General features: G+C 39.5%; 14 protein-coding genes and 5 pseudogenes. 10 read left to right on the plus strand and 9 right to left on the minus strand.

What is annotated here, in order from left to right:
* Window positions 1-30: 30 nt before the first annotated feature.
* A pseudogene (locus tag NBRC111893_RS01625) lies at window positions 31-1,238 on the minus strand (MFS transporter).
* A 114-nt stretch (window positions 1,239-1,352) separates the two neighbouring features.
* Window positions 1,353-2,435: an SGNH/GDSL hydrolase family protein gene (locus tag NBRC111893_RS01630; protein ID WP_125007742.1), complete on the minus strand. Its 1,083-nt coding sequence runs from the start codon at window positions 2,433-2,435 to the stop codon at window positions 1,353-1,355.
* Between the two features lie 244 nt (window positions 2,436-2,679).
* Between NBRC111893_RS01630 and NBRC111893_RS01635 the strand changes: the two genes are divergently transcribed.
* Both NBRC111893_RS01635 and NBRC111893_RS01640 read left to right on the plus strand, forming a co-directional pair.
* On the plus strand, window positions 2,680-3,519 hold the full coding sequence (locus NBRC111893_RS01635; protein WP_125007743.1) for a transporter substrate-binding domain-containing protein: 840 nt from the start codon (window positions 2,680-2,682) through the stop codon (window positions 3,517-3,519).
* A 14-nt stretch (window positions 3,520-3,533) separates the two neighbouring features.
* A pseudogene (locus NBRC111893_RS01640) lies at window positions 3,534-4,189 on the plus strand (amino acid ABC transporter permease).
* Window positions 4,190-4,229: 40 nt separating this feature from the next.
* Here NBRC111893_RS01640 and NBRC111893_RS12035 read toward each other — a convergent pair.
* A complete protein-coding gene (locus tag NBRC111893_RS12035) occupies window positions 4,230-4,883 on the minus strand; it encodes an FGGY-family carbohydrate kinase (protein ID WP_369689682.1) in 654 nt (217 codons plus the stop codon).
* Window positions 4,813-5,738: pseudogene (locus NBRC111893_RS12040) on the minus strand (FGGY family carbohydrate kinase). The gene NBRC111893_RS12035 and the pseudogene NBRC111893_RS12040 overlap by 71 nt, the downstream one beginning before the upstream one ends.
* A 180-nt stretch (window positions 5,739-5,918) precedes the next feature.
* Between NBRC111893_RS12040 and NBRC111893_RS01650 the strand changes: the two are divergent.
* From NBRC111893_RS01650 to NBRC111893_RS01665, 4 genes and pseudogenes are all read left to right on the plus strand, one after another.
* Window positions 5,919-7,099 (plus strand): annotated as a pseudogene (locus NBRC111893_RS01650) (MFS transporter).
* 96 nt (window positions 7,100-7,195) lie between these two features.
* Entirely contained in the window at window positions 7,196-7,519 is a 324-nt protein-coding gene (locus NBRC111893_RS11760; protein ID WP_439957162.1) for an FAD:protein FMN transferase, read from the plus strand.
* Window positions 7,520-7,530: 11 nt separating this feature from the next.
* Entirely contained in the window at window positions 7,531-8,070 is a 540-nt protein-coding gene (locus NBRC111893_RS11765; RefSeq protein WP_125007745.1) for an FAD:protein FMN transferase, read from the plus strand.
* A gap of 13 nt (window positions 8,071-8,083) precedes the next feature.
* On the plus strand, window positions 8,084-8,680 hold the full coding sequence (locus NBRC111893_RS01665; protein ID WP_160114426.1) for a PAS domain-containing protein: 597 nt from the start codon (window positions 8,084-8,086) through the stop codon (window positions 8,678-8,680).
* A gap of 990 nt (window positions 8,681-9,670) precedes the next feature.
* Here NBRC111893_RS01665 and NBRC111893_RS01670 read toward each other — a convergent pair.
* On the minus strand, window positions 9,671-10,018 hold the full coding sequence (locus NBRC111893_RS01670; RefSeq protein WP_125007747.1) for a hypothetical protein: 348 nt from the start codon (window positions 10,016-10,018) through the stop codon (window positions 9,671-9,673).
* A 222-nt stretch (window positions 10,019-10,240) separates the two neighbouring features.
* Between NBRC111893_RS01670 and NBRC111893_RS01675 the strand changes: the two genes are divergently transcribed.
* On the plus strand, window positions 10,241-10,459 hold the full coding sequence (locus tag NBRC111893_RS01675; protein WP_125007748.1) for a hypothetical protein: 219 nt from the start codon (window positions 10,241-10,243) through the stop codon (window positions 10,457-10,459).
* A 105-nt stretch (window positions 10,460-10,564) separates the two neighbouring features.
* Here NBRC111893_RS01675 and NBRC111893_RS01680 read toward each other — a convergent pair whose 3' ends face one another.
* A complete protein-coding gene (locus NBRC111893_RS01680; RefSeq protein WP_125007749.1) occupies window positions 10,565-13,081 on the minus strand; it encodes an excinuclease ABC subunit UvrA in 2,517 nt (838 codons plus the stop codon).
* Window positions 13,082-13,216: 135 nt separating this feature from the next.
* On the opposite strand from NBRC111893_RS01680, the gene NBRC111893_RS10950 reads away from it, so the two are divergent.
* Together NBRC111893_RS10950 and NBRC111893_RS01685 are read left to right on the plus strand one after the other, a co-directional pair.
* Entirely contained in the window at window positions 13,217-13,516 is a 300-nt protein-coding gene (locus tag NBRC111893_RS10950) for a hypothetical protein (RefSeq protein WP_225417478.1), read from the plus strand.
* On the plus strand, window positions 13,501-14,106 hold the full coding sequence (locus NBRC111893_RS01685; protein ID WP_225417479.1) for an EamA family transporter: 606 nt from the start codon (window positions 13,501-13,503) through the stop codon (window positions 14,104-14,106). The genes NBRC111893_RS10950 and NBRC111893_RS01685 overlap by 16 nt, the downstream gene beginning before the upstream one ends.
* A 63-nt stretch (window positions 14,107-14,169) precedes the next feature.
* Here NBRC111893_RS01685 and NBRC111893_RS01690 read toward each other — a convergent pair.
* From NBRC111893_RS01690 to pyrF, 3 genes and pseudogenes are all read right to left on the minus strand, one after another.
* Window positions 14,170-15,113, minus strand: a pseudogene (locus NBRC111893_RS01690) (dihydroorotate oxidase).
* Window positions 15,103-15,750, minus strand: coding sequence for an orotate phosphoribosyltransferase (gene pyrE, locus NBRC111893_RS01695; RefSeq protein ID WP_125007750.1), 648 nt, complete (start codon window positions 15,748-15,750; stop codon window positions 15,103-15,105). Before pyrE ends, NBRC111893_RS01690 begins: the two are co-directional and overlap by 11 nt.
* The gene (pyrF, locus tag NBRC111893_RS01700) at window positions 15,737-16,465 is read right to left on the minus strand and encodes an orotidine-5'-phosphate decarboxylase (RefSeq protein ID WP_125007751.1); all 729 of its coding nucleotides are present in this window, start codon (window positions 16,463-16,465) and stop codon (window positions 15,737-15,739) included. The genes pyrE and pyrF overlap by 14 nt, the downstream gene beginning before the upstream one ends.
* Window positions 16,466-16,758: 293 nt before the next feature.
* On the opposite strand from pyrF, the gene NBRC111893_RS01705 reads away from it, so the two are divergent.
* A complete protein-coding gene (locus NBRC111893_RS01705) occupies window positions 16,759-17,997 on the plus strand; it encodes an MFS transporter (protein WP_125007752.1) in 1,239 nt (412 codons plus the stop codon).
* Window positions 17,998-18,029: the final 32 nt, after the last annotated feature.

Below are 18,029 nucleotides of genomic sequence, written 5' to 3' on the forward strand. Positions count from 1 at the left end.
ACGCTAGGAAATTTATTCCTAGCGTTTTTTCTATGCTTTGCGATAATCTTTTTTATATGCCGAACTAACCATCATCAAATTAATGATAACTAAGAGTGTAGTCATTAAAAATACGTGACGGTAATCGAATACTCCGGCAACTCCCGCAGCCAACATGGGCCAACCACACATCCAAACGCTTGGGCTGACTGGTAGTAGCTAAAGATGCGACTAACCGAATCAGTCGGCGACTCTAACGTAAGAACTGTTTGGACAACTGGCAACAACGCTGCATCGGCAATCCCAATCAAGAATCTCAGAACCCCGAGCCAACCAACAGATGACACGAAGAACATCGGAAAGAATACGACCCCCGAGAACACTAATCCCCAAAGTAAGACTCGCTGAGGCCCGACTCGATCTCCCAGTGAACCCAATTTAGGGGCCGCAAATAGCGTAGCAATCCCTGGTAACGCCGCAATAATTCCACTAATCAAGGCTACATTGCCTTGATTATGCATTAATTGCTTTACAAACAAACTAATAATCGGATTAATTGAATTTGTCGCAGCCTGAATCAGCAATGATGAAGCAAACATGGCCCACACTACTCGCTTATGAGCGATTCCCTTGAAAGCATCTTTAATCCCACTTTTAACCTTCTTAGCAACTGGCTTAAAGTCTTCTTTAACGAAAAATAATGTGATCATTGAGGCGCAAAACATCATAAATCCGAAGATAAAGAATGGAATCCGATAACCAAATACTCCGGCTAAGTATCCACCAATAATCGGACCGATTAATTGGCCCCCAACTGTCCCAGTGGTCATTTTACCCATGGCAACACCACTCTGTTGAGTTGGCACTTCACTCGCAACTAATGCATAGGCATTATTAATGTATCCAGAGAACGTTCCTTGAATCCCTCGAATCAAAATTAAAACCCAGACATTCGGCGAAAATCCAGTTAGGGTAGCACTAATTGTCATTCCAATTGATGCTCTTAGCAACATTGGTTTCCGACCAGTCCGATCGGCCAAGTTGCCCCAAAGTGGTGACACAATCGCCTGAGTTAAGAAGGTCACTGCAAAAGCTGCTCCAGCATACAAGGTCAATTCCCATTTTGGAAAATTCCCCATTTGAGAAATAAATAACGGCAAAAATGGTAACGACATACTGGCACCGGCTCCAGTCGCAAAATTACCAAACCACAAAGCCCGCATGTTCTTCTGCCACTGTGGTGTACTAGCATTACTCATAAGAAGTTAAACCTTTCTATATAATTAAACAAAATTAAAAATACCAATTATTAAGTATACACACAATTTATATTGTAAATAAAGGGGCCCTATTAACTAATAGGGGCCCCTGGTTTATCTTTTATTAAATTGTTGCTGTAACCACCGACTAATGTAGTATCCCAATTGTTGATAAGTCTGACTGGTTGGATGAACTCGATGATCATAATACTTTGTATAGAAGTTATTATCATTGACAAATTCTGGATGAACCTTAGCCACATTGTAAGTTGAAATTCCCAAACTATGATAAGTGCTTGCAAGCCCCCATTGAAGTTCAGGAAAGGTGTAGCCTCCCATCCCTTGGGCAGTTACCATGTTAGTAAAATCAAATCTTGGCAACGGGATAATGCCATAGATTTTAATATTGGGATTTTCTTTTCGAATAATTTTAATGGCTTGCGTTAGTTTCGCCTCCACTTGAGGTAATGAAGCCGTACTATGCCGATAATCATTCGTTCCATACTCGATTACCAATTCATTAGCCGACTTAAAGTTAACGGTTGGCAAAATCGTAAATAGATCATTAAATGAATGACCTGTAATAGACGAACGAATATGACCTTCTTTATGAACCTTAGTTTGAAGATACTTGTGGACCCATAGCGGGAAACTGGCATTTTTATAAGTATAGCTGCCGTTATATCCTTTAGTAATCGAGTCTCCTAAGAACATAATGGTTTGATGCCGAAATTTACTTGTATTTGGCAAAGCAACATTATAATGACTGTTTGCAATACTACTAATTGCTTTTTGGGGAACAACCATACTTTTTTGTTGGTTAGCAGTTTGGATTTGGCTTAAAGTACCATCGTCAATTGATTCTCCAACTTTGTACCAGACAGCATTTGGGTATGATTTAGCAATCGCCTTATCTTTAACATATACCGGAATGGCATTGACTGGCCGAAATACCACCCCGTCTATCTTACGATTAATTTGGGTATGCTTATTTGTTAATTGTTGATTTTTTAAGTTACGGGGCTGGGATATTTGAACTTTACTACTACGTTTCTGATTGATTGATTTATTACTTTGGGCTTCGGCATTATGAATTTGATTATTATATCCTTGGGAATTGCCGACAATTGGATAAGTAACACACATTAGTAAGGCGCCTAAAAACAACCAGCCTTGACTAACCATCTTGCTTTTCATAATTAATTACGTCTCCTAAATACTTTTTACTCACAAGAATATATATTAGCAAAATCAATCGCTAAAGTGAATAAATTCTGACAAATGAACGTTTAATTAATCAAACTGTAACCTTTAAAAATTTCACAAACTATCATCTGCGATAAAGCCTATTAAAACGGCGTTTTTAAAAATTAACGTCTCCCCTTGTTAAAGCGCTTGCAACAGCATATACTGAAACCAACTAATAAAGGGGGTTTCATTGATGAAACGCAAACATACATTAGCATTTATAAGTTTATTCGGCGCATTAGCAATCTTACTAGTCCTGATAACTGGTTGTGGTAAATCTGCTTCCAATCAAGGACCAATTACAGTTGCCACATCCGGAACTTTATATCCCACTTCATTTCACGATGAAAAGAGCAATAAGCTAACTGGTTTTGATGTTGAAATTGTCAGAGCAGTTGCCAAAAAGCTCAATCGTAAAGTTGAATTTAAAGAAATGAGTGTTGCCGGTCAATTAACAGCAGTTAAAACCGGTAAAGTTGATATGGCTGCCAACGATTTCTCAGTATCTCCTGCTAGAAAGAAACAATTTATCCTGTCCACCCCATATAAACATTCATGGAACAGTATGGTCGTCCGTAAGAGCGACAATTCTGGAATCCATTCTTGGGCAGACATCAAAGGTAAACGAGCCGCTGGCGAAGCTGGAACTGGTTATCAAAAATTAGCCAAACAGCTTGGCGCTAAAACTGTTAACTATAACAACGTGGCCAATTCAGTTTACTTAAAAGATGTTAAAAATGGGCGTACTGATCTTATTATGAATGACTATTATCTCCAAAAATTAGCACTTTCAGCGGTTCCTAATAATGGCCTTAAAATCCTTACTAACATGTTCTTCACCACTAGTGATGATGGTGCCGGAACTGGAATTCTAATGAAGAAGAGTGATACGAAATTAGCCAAACAGGTTGATAAAGCTCTTGCTGAATTAAAGAAAGACGGTACCCTTAAAAAAATCGCTATGAAGTACTACAACGCTGACGTCACAAAGAAGCCAACTGCTAAAATTTCCAAGCATTTTGTAATTAAATAGCTAGGTGATGCAGAATGTTAAAATATTTCTCAATTCCGAATTTTTTTGACGCACCGCTTGCTTTTAACTCAATTCCAAAAATATTAGCTGGATTTCCAGTTTCCTTGGTCTTAACCATCATTAGCTTTGCCTTAGCTTTAATATTAGGATTAATGCTAACTTTGGCCCAGCTAAGTAAGCATAAACTTTGCATCAACTCGCCCGAGGATTCATTTCCTTTATGCGAGGTGTCCCTATGATCGTTGTCTTATTTGTAATTTACTTTGGTTTCAATACAGCGGCTCTGCCAGCAGCAATTATTTCATTTAGTATCGTTAGTAGTGCCTTTGTGTCTGAAGTCTTTCGTTCATCATTTATTGCCATTGATCCAGGTCAGTGGGAAGCCGCTTATTCACTTGGCCTTCCCTATCGAGTGGTAATCGCTAAAATCATCTTTCCTCAAGCATTTAGAATTGCAATTCCTGCTTTGGGAAATATTTTACTCGATCTTTTTAAAGGTACTTCACTGGCAGCAATGATTACCGTTACTGAAATGTTTATGAACGCGCAAATCGTCGCCGGTGCGCATCAAGATTACATGACTATCTATCTCACAATTGCCGTCATCTACTGGTTCTTCTGTTGGCTATTAACTATCGGCCAGACTGCTTTAGAACGGCGGTTAGCGTAAATAAAAACCGCAAACTGTTATAGTTTGCGGTTTTTTCGTTTTATAATTCTTCTTCACGATATTTAATTAGGTCACTCGTAATTTGCTTAGTACTTGGATACATTTGTTTATAAATGTCATGCAATCTGCGATACTTTTTAACATTGTCAGGTTTTGGTAGGAAGACATCCTTGAATGACACAAATACCTTAGTACATTCTTGAATACTATCGAACCACCCCAATCCAACGGCAGCTAGCATAGCAGCACCTAGTCCCGGTCCTTGTTCATTTTTCAACGACACCACTTTGACATTAAAGATATCAGCTTGAATTTGTTGCCAAAGGGCACTCTTGGCGCCACCCCCAATGGAAACGACCGTGTCAAACTTAGCACCATTCTCCTCATAAATATCAAGAATATCTCTAAATGAGAAGCTGATCCCTTCAAGAACCGCGCGGACAAAGTCATGGCGTTGATGGATTCCATCAATACCAATAAAGCTTCCTCGAATATCGGCATCAGCATATGGCGCTCGTTCACCAACAATATACGGCGCAAACAATAATCCATTAGCGCCGACAGTCGAGTCATTGGCACTATCAACCACGTCCTTAAAATCTTCGGCTTTAGCAAATGTTTTTTTAAACCAACTCAGTGAAAAGCCAGCTGCTAAAGTCACACCCATTGAATAAAACGCATCTGGAAATCGCATGATCTTCGTACTGAAGCACTCCACGATAATTAGTTTCTTTTTGTGGTTCGTATTTTAAGATTACTCCTGAAGTTCCAATACTAGAAAGAACTTTGGTTGGTGAATCGATGCCTGCTCCAACAGCCCCACAGGCATTATCGGCTCCACCGCCAAAAGTCTTAGTGGCCATTGATAATCCAGAATATTCAGCATATGCAGGCATAATGTTACCAGTCTCGTCAATTGAGCGAACTAGTGGCGGACAAAGGGATGCCGGAATTTCAAATGCATCAAGAATATCTTGGCTCCATTCCTGTGTATTGATATCCAACATCACCGTTCCAGTCGCATCAGAATAATCCATGGCTAAATTGCCAGTCATTCTGAACCGCAAGTAGTCTTTCGGCAGAAGCATTGTCTTAGCCTTAGCAAAATCTCTGGCTGGTTTTCTTTTACCCACAATAATTTAGGCAGAGTGAAACCCTCAAGTGGCTTATTATGAGTAATATCGATGAATCGTTCACCCATTTTAGACATAATCTCTTCACATTGCTTAGTTGATCGCGTGTCATTCCACAACATTGCTGGTCGGAGGACCTTGTTATTTTCATCAAGCAATACTAAACCATGCATTTGTCCTGAATAGCTAATTCCCGCAATATCTGATGCTTTAATCTGATCATTCAAAATTAATTTAACAATCGAAACCGTTGTGGAACTTACCCAATCTTCTGGATCTTGCTCAGCATAACCTGGCTTAGGTTGGTTTAGCGGGAAGTCCATCCCTTCTTGAGCAATAATCGTCCCGTCTGCCGTTACAGCAGAAACCTTAACGGAACTGGTACCTAAATCAATTCCAAGCACGCACTTTGTCATTTAACTTGCCTCCTAAATCATAGGTGTTTCTTAATTTTATGTATTTAACTAATATTATTTTAACCCTCATGCCATCGTAAATTTGACAAATATTCCTCATTTAACTAATTACATTAAAGCATTTTATAAAAAAATACGTTAATCTTAAGTTAGCAATTATTTTGAAAGAAGGAATCCATCTTGAATAAATTCAGACTACAGTCAATCGTTTTCGTCTTGGTTGCTTTCATGCTGGGATGTAACGAATTTATGGTGGTCGGAGTGTTGTCCGATTTAGCTAAAAGCTTCAACGTTTCAATTTCGCTAGTCGGGTACCTGGTCACGATTTTCGCCACTGTTTACGCAGTCAGTACCCCATTTGTCACCATCTTAACCAGCAAATACCGTCGTTATAACACTCTGATGACATTAATGGTCATCTTCTTAGTTGGTAATTCACTAAGCGCATTAGCTTCAAGCTTCTGGTTTATGTTAATTTCTCGAGTTTTAACTGCGATTACTGCCGGTTCAATTATTTCGCTCATTATGGCATTTGCCAGTCAAATTGCCCCCCAAGATAAACGAGCAGCACTAGTTTCATGGATTTTCGCTGGCTTCAGTATCGCTTCTGTCTTTGGTGTTCCCATCGGGGTAGCAATTAGTACTAGTATTGGCTGGCGCTATGCCTTTTGGATGATTTCCATCGTCAGCATTTTAACCATTATTCCACTAGGCGTCTTACTACCAAAGAATGTAAGCCAAACTACCAGCTCAATTAAGAGTCAACTCACTTTGCTATTAGACCCGCGAATTTACTATGGCATTATCTTGGTTCTTTTCACTGCTGCCACGATGTATTCTTACTATACATATATCAGACCGCTACTAACGACGAGTATGCACTTTAGTCTGGGGAGTCTTAACTGGTTGCTATTTATCATCGGAATTTTTAGCATTATCAGTAATCGGTTATCCGGTCGCCTTGCAGAGCTACCGAATAGTTTGAGTCGCATGCCCATCTTTTACGTTGGCGATATTATTCTACTAATTGCACTACCGCTACTACTTCAATATAAATATTTAGCCTTGCTTGTAATTCTTGCTTTAACACTAATTGTGACCATCTTAAACGCGCCAATTCAACTGCACTTTTGAACCTAGCCGAGCGCGAATACCCACAATCATTAGTTCTGGCATCATCCCTTAACTCTATTTTCTTTAACTTTGGAATTTCTCTTGGCTCAGCGACTGCTTCGATTATGGTCGCCAAAGTTGGTGTCAACAACATCAGCCTTAGCGGTGCCGTTTACGCAATCATAAGTTTAGGAATTGTATTATTACTAATAAAAGCTATCAAATCAAAATCAGTCACCGCTCAATAATCAACTAAGGAGGCGAGCGCTATCATTCAAGAAGTCTACTCTGGATTAGGAACTAAAATCACCCTATCAATTGATGATCAAGCTAATCCCAATATTTTGCCCCAAACTAACGATTTAGTCCAAAAATATGAAGCTATTTTAACGGTCAATCGCAATCAATCAGAAATTATGGATATTAACCATAATGCTGGAATCAAGCCAGTCACAATTTCTGCTGAGGCATATGAAATTGTCAAACAAGCTGTTGATGTCAGCAACTGGCACGCTGGCTTCAACGTCGCCATTGGCCCATTAGTTAAACTATGGAAAATCGGTTTTGACGGGGCTAATGTGCCCGCCAAAAGAAGTATTGATAATGCCTTACACCAAACCAACTCTGATAACGTTGTTTTAGATGATGATCTAAGAACTGTTTTTTAACTACTCCGGGAATGGAACTCGATTTAGGGGGCATTGCCAAGGGATATATTGCCGATAAGATTAAAGATTTTTGGCTTGCTAATGATGTCACTAGCGGCATCATTAACCTAGGCGGTAACATCCTGTTAGTCGGACAAAGTAGCCACGAGCATGGCTTATGGAACATTGGCATTCAAAATCCAGAATTGTCTCGTGGTAATGATTTAGCCGTCGTCACAATTCCTGAAGCATCAATTGTCACCTCTGGGGTGTATGAAAGATTCTTAAAAACTGGAAAACACATGTACCATCATATTATTGATCCACTGACTGGATATCCTTTTGAAACCAAAATCACTGGCATTACTGCCATCACACCAACTTCTACCGAAGCTGAGATTTGGACTAGTTTAGGATTTTTTAACGGTGTAGTTAATGCTAGCAAGATGGCTGCTAATCGCGGTTATCAAGTTAGCTTTATTGCAATTTATCAAGACCATACTGTTGAAATTTCTGAAGACCTTAAGTCTAAATTTACGTTAACTGATCCTAAATATCGACTGTTAAACTAAGGAGATGTTACCCATGGATGGGATTAATCCATATATCAAAGACGCCATTATTCAATTTAAAACTGGTAAGTTGGCCCTCAAACAAATCGAGGCCATCTTAAGCATCTTGCCGTTTGAAATTGATTTTATTGATAAAAACGACAAGTTTATCTATTTTTCTAATCAACCACAACGAATTCACCCACGAACTGCCGATCAACTAGACAGTGAACTGAACTTGCTTCATCCAGATAACGTATTGCCAAGAGTGCACCAAATGGTAACAGCTTTGAAAAATGGCACTAACGATAAATTTGAAATCATTTCTGGAAAACATCATACCTACAACGGTTACTTTGCAGTTCGGGATGATGACGATAATTATTTGGGGATTCTTGTCTTTACCGGACAGCTCGATTACTTTATTAATTTGATTGATCAAAAGCCATCCTTTGATCAAGTGTTAGGAACTGACGCTACAACTAGCGCCTCACAAGCGACATATGACCCAAGCAAATTTGTGGCACCAAAGTATGATAAGGGCCTCAAAAAAGTTAATAAACCAAAAGATTCAAACCGAAAACTTGCCAAAGATGCATCAACAGGGGCGTCGGATTCTTGGTTGTCGTAAAAGTTTGATAAAAAGGTTGCGTAAGATCGTGGCTTAAATAATTTTCTGTACAGATAACAGTTATTTAAAGATGCCGGATCCTAATAATCCATTTGACAAGTAAGATGCTACCAAATTAGATATTATAAAAAATATCAAAAATATTCCCCATAATTTATTTACTTTATTTGAATATTTTATTTTTTCGGAGTACCACATATAAAATAAAAATTAAAAAGCAAAAATATTATTAGTTTTACACTTATTGAAAATATTACTATATTCCAATTAGGGTACCTTCTAACTAATTTCTCAAAATAATCATAAATAGGAAATAAGAAAATACCATATACACATCCCGTTAACGTAGCTATTATTCCTCTATATCGTTCAAAGCCGTTCCTAAAAAAGCCTCCATCCTCACAAATATTAATTAACATTTTTAATTGTTAATCTTAAATTAGTATCTCAATTGCTTTTGGTATAGTGCGCTTAAAAAAGTTAAATTAATTATTAAGGCGGATAAAATGGAAAAGCATAATAAATCTTTATTAAGAATAATATCGTTAAATTTCCAAAACGAATCTAATTCATATACTACAAAATATGCGGATGATCGTAGACTACACTTTTTTATCTCTAGTTTTAGGACGACGTTAGATATAGTAAGCATGCTTGGAAATATTGGCGTCAAGTACTCTTTATCATACAGCGTAGATCCCTCAAAAAACGAAATTATTATATCCAAGGATGAACCCGTTGAGATTGAAATCGAAAAAATTCCGGATAGTGTTTTAGCATTCTAATGAGGCATGACAAAAATAAAATTCATGCAGTATTACCTGCAACTGCTTGTAAGCAAATATTGATATTAATTTCCAGAAATGATTATGAAATACAACAATCAATATCAATGGGCACACAACCAATCAAAGAATGATTATGAATATTTTATATTCATAATTGGTTCTATTAATGGTATAAAAATATATCGCATTTATGTATTTATAGCTATGGAGTACGCAAATTATTCCATTTTTTAATCAAATATTGAATACCATATCCAACGATTAAGAAAAATAGGATAACAGACAATATTTTACTTGAATCCTTGAAAAGCAACAAAACTGGCGTCCACATTAGTATCAAACAGGCAATATTGACAGATAAACTATATTTATCTTTTTTAAGAATCTTGTCTTGATTTGCGACATACTCAGCAATGTATTGTAGCGTAGCACTAAGCAAGACTGCTAACATAAAAAGTTTTCCAGTAATCAACGAAAGAATTATGACAATTATTCCGATTATTTGGCTGTACATTGGCAATCTCTGCTTATCCTTAACAATATCTATCATAATGTATCCTCTCTGCATTATCTTATAAAACGATAACTTAATTTCATGCTAACATACTCATATGTATGAAACAAACCCACTAATTAATGCTACTAATTACGTATTAGGTAAATAATTTTGATATTTTTAATTTGGATTAAAACTCACTATTTTAAATCAGCCTTTCGTTTAGTTGTCTTTTAGGTTTAAGGTGTTACGCTTAAACTAGGAGGCGAGTTAAGTATGGTTAAAATTCACGTTAATCCGCATAAAACTAACCAAACGGTCCAACTGTCTGATGGTAGCAAAGGATATGTTAGTAAAGTCCACAATCAGATTAGGTTTGAATTTCCCAACCATCTCCATCCAGAATTTCGAACGGATTCCTTGTTGACTAATCATGAAGTGTTTAATGTTCATTCCGTCGACGGGCCTCAACAGTTTGAAATCATCTTCAATTAATGGGTTTATATAGGTTATTTACAAATTGGTAAGCAGCACATATAAGCTTGGTAATTTGCCAAATAAAAACCGACATTCATCAATTCTGAATGTCGTTTTTATTGTTTAGTTAGTTTGATTCTTAGAAAACTGTTCGCTTAAATACTTAACCGTTAAACTATCACTAGTTTGTATCAAGTCCTGTGGTTTACCAGCAGCGACAATTTTGCCACCTAGGCTACCGCCCTTTGGTCCCATATCAATCATGTAGTCAGCATTAGCCATCAGATCCAAATCATGTGTAATCATGATGACGGTCGCCCCCTGTTTGATCAAACCATCAAACACTTTCAACAGCACATGGACATCAATTGGGTGCAACCCCACTGAAGGTTCGTCAAAAATAAATAGCGTATTACTTTGAGACCGTTTCATATGCGAGGTCAATTTCAAGCGTTGCGCTTCACCACCTGAAAGACTAGGCGTACTTTCACCTAAGTGCAAGTATTCAAGCCCCATTTCTTTCAAGGTAGTCAATGTTTGAGTGACTGTTTCGTTACCCTGAAATACTGCTAACGCTTCTGTGACATCTAAATCTAACACATCAGCGATCGACATTCCCTGCCACTTAACCTCTAACACCTCTGGTTTAAATCGTTTCCCATGGCAGGTTGGACAAACTTCAACCATATCTGGCAAATATTGAATGTCCAACGAAATTTCGCCGGTACCACCACATGTTGGGCAAGCTCCTTGCTTGTTATTATAGGAAAAATGACTAGCTGTGAAGTGAGCTTCCTTTGCTTGCGGTTGACTCGCGAATAGTTTCCGTAAATTATCCATGATATTCGTATAGGTTGCGACCGTTGACCGGGCGTTTTTACCAACTGGCGCAGCGTCAACACTCACTAAATGCTTAATCTGGCCGGGTGCAAAATTAGTAATATAGTCAGGTAATTGTTGCTTTTGGCGCCTAGAGTCAAATGCTTTAAGTAATCCATCTAAAATTAATGTCGTCTTACCAGCCCCAGAAAATCCGGTCACTGCCGTCAGCCGATTAATTGGCAATTCAGCCGTGACATCATTTAAATTAAATCGATGACCAATTGTCAGGTCAATTGAACCCTTCTCAAAAGGATCGCGCGCAATGTCTCTAGTGACCAATTGTTCCTTACCAGTTAAAAATGGCCCGATTAGTGACTGCGGATTCTGTTTAATTTCATCTGGGGTTCCTTGAGTGATAACTTGACCACCTTGTTCACCAGAACCCGGACCAATTTCAATAATCCAATCAGCGGCGTCAATAATCGAGGTTTCGTGATCAACGACAACTAGTGAATTACCCTGAGCCACAATTTGTTTGAAGATATTAATCATTCCCGCAACGTTATCCGGGTGGAGGCCAACTGATGGCTCATCCAATACATAGAGTACGCCAGTGGTTTGGGTTCTTAAGGTTCTCCCTAACTGGATTCGTTGTAATTCACCGGTTGAAAGGGTTGCCCCAGCCCGAGCCATCGTTAAGTAATCAAGTCCTAAATCCAATAAGGGTTGGAGCTGATTAAGTAGCTCACTTGATAAGTTGTTGGCCAGTTTTTGCATATCTGCTGGTAACCATTGCTTTAGGTCATCAATAAATGCAGGTAAATCTCCCAATGCCAATTCACTAGTCTCAGCGATATTTTTGCCATCGATCAATTGGGTCAATCGATCAGGATTGATTCGACTACCATGACAAACTGGACAAGTAGTAAATTTATAAAATTTATTCAGGCGTTTTAACGCAATTTCACTCTTAGTGGTCTGCATACTATCTTCAATGGCATTAAATGCATTTTCATATAGCGCGTTATCCATATGAAATACCCGACCATTCTTTGACGGAATGTTAATACTGAATTTTCTTTGCGAACCATGGAGCACCGTCTCGACTTCTTCATCTGTTAATTCATTGAAAGGTACGTCAATTCTAACTCCAGCCGCCTCGGCCACAATTGGCATAAAATTTCGACCAGGAATATGCCAAGCATTAACTGCCCCTTCACGAATTGTTTTGGTTCGGTCACCAATCAAGGTATCAGGATCAATTTGCTTTGTGACCCCTAACCCCTCACATTGTTGACAAGCTCCAGCTGAATTAAAAGCAAAGTCTTCAGCACTAAAAGCGTTAAATTTCACACCACAAGTAGGACAGGTAATGACCCCCATATCATCGCCAACTTTATCCATTGCTTCTGCGATTTTAATGGTCGGTGGGACTTGATGGCCATTTGGACATTTGGGTGAGCCTAAGCGTGAATAAATCAAGCGAATCACATTAAAAATTTCCGTCATGGTACCAACCGTTGAACGAGCACCCGGTACGGTTGGTCGTTGACGCAATGCTAATGCAGAGGGAATATGCTTAACCGATCTAACATCGCTTCGACCGACCTGGCTAATCCGCCTCCTAGTGTAAGTAGCTAACGCATCTAAATAGCGCCGAGCTCCTTCAGAATAGAGGATTCCCATAGCCAGCGATGATTTACCAGAACCTGACAGTCCCGAAATCGCCACAAATTTATGTAACGGAATATTGACGTCAATATTCTTTAAGTTATTAACATTTCCACCAATGACTTCAATTTGTTCGTTTGATTTCATAAGTTCACCTTCCTGCTTACCATTGTACACAAATAATCCCTAAACTGAATTAATCGGTTTAAGGATTATTAATCAACTCCCACACATTTATGATGATACAATTAACACTTAATAATAATTTACGGAGATGATCATTTGAAACGTATCGCCCCGCTTCTAGTTGCCATTGGAGCAATCAGTTACGGAATTCCAGGATCACTATTTCAGCTAGCCCATCGTAACCGCGTAACTGATAGTGCCCTGCTAATTACAACGTTTACCATTGCCTTTGTTGTCTTTAGTCTAGTTCGCAGATGCATGCCAAAAAAACACCGCAAAATTAACAGTCGGAAGCTAGCGCTGTTAGTTATTATTTCTGGAAGTTCAATGGGATTTACCAACACCTTTTACATACTTCGCTTAAATATATCCCTGTTGCGTTGGCAGCGGTTATGATGATGCAATCGGTTTGGTTATCTATCGTGATTTCTTGTATCGCAAACCGGAAACTGCCAACCGTTACCCAAGTGATCAGTGTGATAACAATTTTGATTGGTACCGTGCTGGCCACCGGCCTGTTACCATTTGAACATACCGTTTCAATCAAGGGGTTATTGCTCAGCTTTCTGTCAGCACTGGCATATGCACTAACTATCCAGTTCACCGGTAACGTTGGCCAAACCATTCATCCATTAACTAAGGCACACCTAATGAGTGGTGGTGCGCTCGTCGTGATTCTATGTATTTGGCTACCATCCCTATTTCCCCTCCACCATATTGGCCTGGCAATTCAGTGGGGAAGTCTAACTTCGTTCTTTTCGATGCTCCTACCCCTGACCTGCTTTTCGTTCTTCATGCCAAAGTTATCAATGGGAATTGGGCCAATCATCTCATCACTAGAATTACCTTCATCAGTTATCTTTGCGTTTATTTTGGTTAACGAACGTGTGACCATCTATCAACTAATCGGTATCGGCTTAATCATTTTAGCGGTCATTATTGCCAATTTGTTACCACTTAGATTTAAGCACGCGTACCAGCTTTAAATTAATATTTATTACTAGCAAAAAAACAGGCGAGTTGCCAATCATTATGGCAGCCACCTGTTTTTATAATGTCTTTAACTTTCCCCTAAAATCAGTGAGCTCGTTATAGCCCTTCTCATGCATGATATCTGCTAATTCCTGAGCAATTCTGTCAAAAATTGGGGTCCCCTCTGCCCCAAATGCAGTCCCAATTTGAACTAAGTCCGCTCCACAAAGCACATGCTCAAAAACATCCATCCCCGATTTAATGCCACCAGTTCCAATCAATTGAATTTCTGGGTTAAGTCTTTGTCTAAAACCACGGACATTCGCCAATGCAGTTGGTTTGGCATAATCTCCACCAATTCCGCCAAAGCCACCCTTCGGTTTAATTACGGCAGTTTCAGTCATCGGATCGATTACTAGGCCATTTCCAATTGAATTAATTGAATTAACATACGCGACTGGATAACGATTGATAATTTCAGCCATTTGATCAAATTGAGTTAAATCGAAGTAAGGTGGTAATTTCAAACCCAGACGCTTATCAAAGAACTTAAAGATTGCTGCTAAAAGTTCCTCGACAGCCTCAAATCATAGCCGACCTGGGGCTTGCCCTTCACATTTGGGCAAGAGAGATTCAATTCAACTAAACCATTAAAATTACTTTGTTGAATCTCCTTTAACATCTGTAAATCATCGGCTGGTGATAACCCCGCGACCGATAAAATCACATTTTGATAACCTTCTGACTGGGCCTTCAATACATATGCCATGTAGTAGTCAAAGCCGTGATTAGGTAATCCCATAGAGTTAATACTACCAAGGGGTAATGCTCGCATCCGCGGGCTTTCGTTTCCCTGACGCTCTTCCAAAGTGGCACTCTTAGTTACTACACCACCAGCCTGAGAGCCTAAAATTTCATTTAAATCTTGGACCGTTGAGCAGCGAATCCCCGCCGCATTTAAAAGTAAATTATCAAACTTAATTCCAGCGATTTCTGATTGTAGTGACATTTTAGTCTGCATGGATTTCCTCCTGTTTGGTCCATTCCCATGGTGCTTGGTGCCAGGTCGATAGGAATTTGAACTGATCTTCGGTGAAGCGGCCTTCATCAAACCCTTGCTTGATTACGTCAGAATAAGTCAGCAATGGCGGCAATTGAGTATCCGCGTCCGCGAAGTTCGCGTTGGCATCCGGAAATTGATAAGTATAGATAGAAGCAACTCCTGCAACCTTGTAGCCTGCATCTCGGACAGCTTGAACCGCTTTTAACACACTGCCGCCTGTTGAAATTAAATCATCAATCAATACGACTTTATCGTCAGCAGAAATTCGTCCTTCGATTTGTTTGTTGGCGCCATGATCCTTAGGTTTCGAACGTACATAAATTAATGGTAGACCTAATTTTTGAGCAACCCATGCCGCATGTGGAATGCCAGCCGTCGCAACTCCACCAATGACAGTGGCTTCAGGATATTGCGTTTTAATAATCTCTGCCAACCCATCAGCAATCATTTCTCGAAGATCTGGAATCGCAATCGTTAACCGGAAATCCGTGTAGATTGGGGCTAGCATGCCACTTGCATATCTAAATGGCTTATCTAGTGAGATACTAATAATTTCGTTATCAATTAGTGACTGAATAATTTTATCGGTTTGCATTTTGCCATTCCTCCAACATTTTATGATATGTCGCTACTGAATCATTCGCGTTAATGATTGGTCGGCCCACTACCAATGTACTACTGCCAACTGTTGCTGCCTCGGCTGGAGTAGCTGTCCGAGACTGATCATCCTTTGGAAAATCCTTGGGTCGAATTCCTGGCGTGACGTACCAAAAGTCATCGCCAACTGCTGCTCTTAGCGCTTCAACTTCAAGTGGTGAAGTAATGACCCCATCTGCACCTGATTGTTTGGCAAGATTAGCCAATGACACGACTTGGTCGACCATTGACAACTTACTGTTTTGTTCATTCGCTAAGCCCTCGGGAGTAATGGAAGTCAGTTCAGTTACTGCCAATAATTTCGGTGGTTGAACCCCCGCTTCTTCTGCTCCTTCAATCAATCCCTGCTTGGCTTGGTTGATCATTGCTGAGCCGCCTAAAGCATGAACTGTAGTAAATGCAACGCCCAACTTGCCAATTTGTTTCATGCCATTCTTAACCGTGTTAGGAATATCATGAAGCTTCAAGTCTAAGAACACATCGTATCCCCGATTTAGCAAATCCCGAACAATCCGGGGACCTTCGCCGTAGAATAATTCCATGCCAATCTTGATGGTTAACTTTTCATCTGGACTAAACTGTTCAATGAATGAAAACAGTGCTGCTCTAGTAGAAACATCCAAGGAAATGATTAATGGACCATGATTTTGCATTGTCTACCTCCTAATTTTGGCACAAAAAAGCCCGAGAAAGTTGCGGCAGATAGACTTCACCAGAATTCTATCCATTTGTCCCGCAAGTTCACGGACATTATATATTCGTCCGCTTTTGGCTTCTCTGAACCAAATTAAAGCTTGTTATTGCTAATAACTTTATCATGCAGTTAAAATATGTCAAGGCAAAATTTTAGCGATTAATCTACCCTTGCATTATTTTTTTGTTCGTGAAATAATCAATACAACAAAAATAACGAATGCCTGTGAGCATTCATTTGGAGGAACGACACATGGAAAATACTACTGTAAACTTGCACACTCATGGCTTAACGACTAAGCAGAAATGGACGATTGCTTCAACTAGTTCAGGATTTGCTTTAGAAAACATGGATGTGCTTTTTCTTTCGTTTGCAATGAGCTCCATGATTAGTGACCTCCACCTAAGTGGTGGGGCTGCTGGTCTAATTGGATCGATTACCAACCTGGGAATGCTTTTTGGTGGCATCTTATTCGGTTTAGTTGGTGATAAATTGGGCCGCGTCAAAACATTCACTTACACAATATTCATCTTTGCCTTTGCAACGGCCATGATGGCGGTCGCCAACAACATCACCTTAATTTATATTCTAAGATTTTTAGCTGGAATCGGTGCCGGCGGTGAATATGGAGTTGGCATTGCCATTATCGCTGAATCATTTTCAAAAAACCAAATTGGTAAAATGACTTCAATTGCAGCCATCGGCGGTCAAATTGGAGCCATCTTAGCGGCAATCGCTGCCGCAGTCATCATTCCCTCTCTGGGTTGGCACGGACTATTTCTTCTTGGTATCGTCCCAGTCATCCTAACCTACTTTGTTCGCCGTCACTTAACGGAAACTAACGAATTTGTTGCTGCCAAGCAAAGCAGCCATGTCTCAACCGGGAAAGCCGTCTTTAAATACATGTTCAGCTCACCAAAGTTAGCTTATCAAAGTGGCGCCCTTATGATTATGACTACGGTCCAAATCGCCGGTTACTTTGGGTTGATGAACTGGTTACCAATCATTGTCCAAAAACAACTTGGACTAAACGTCTCGGGCTCTTCACTATGGATGATTTCAACGATTGTAGGAATGAGTCTAGGCATGATGACTTTTGGCTCAATTATGGATTTCTTTGGACCGCGACGAGCATTTGGAATCTTCCTAATTGCATCAGCTATGATGGTCTACACGATTACCCTTGCCCACAATACTGTAACCTTACTAATCATCGGCGCCATCGTTGGTTTCTTCTCAAACGGTATGTTTGGCGGATACGGAGCTGTGATTTCTAGACTATATCCAACAGAAATTCGCTCAACTGCCAATAACATTATCGTGAACGTTGGTCGCGCTGTTGGTGGTTTCTCATCAGTCGTTATCGGATTATTAATGGATCACTACTCAATCACAGTCGTCATGACATTTCTATCTGTCCTCTACATCATTAGCTTTATCACAATGATGACACTGCCAGGAATTAAAAGCTTAAGTGTGAAGGCAAACTAATTTAATAACATTTCAAACGCAAACTACTCTCT

Source organism: Lentilactobacillus kosonis, assembly GCF_003864335.1.
Classification (GTDB): domain Bacteria; phylum Bacillota; class Bacilli; order Lactobacillales; family Lactobacillaceae; genus Lentilactobacillus; species Lentilactobacillus kosonis.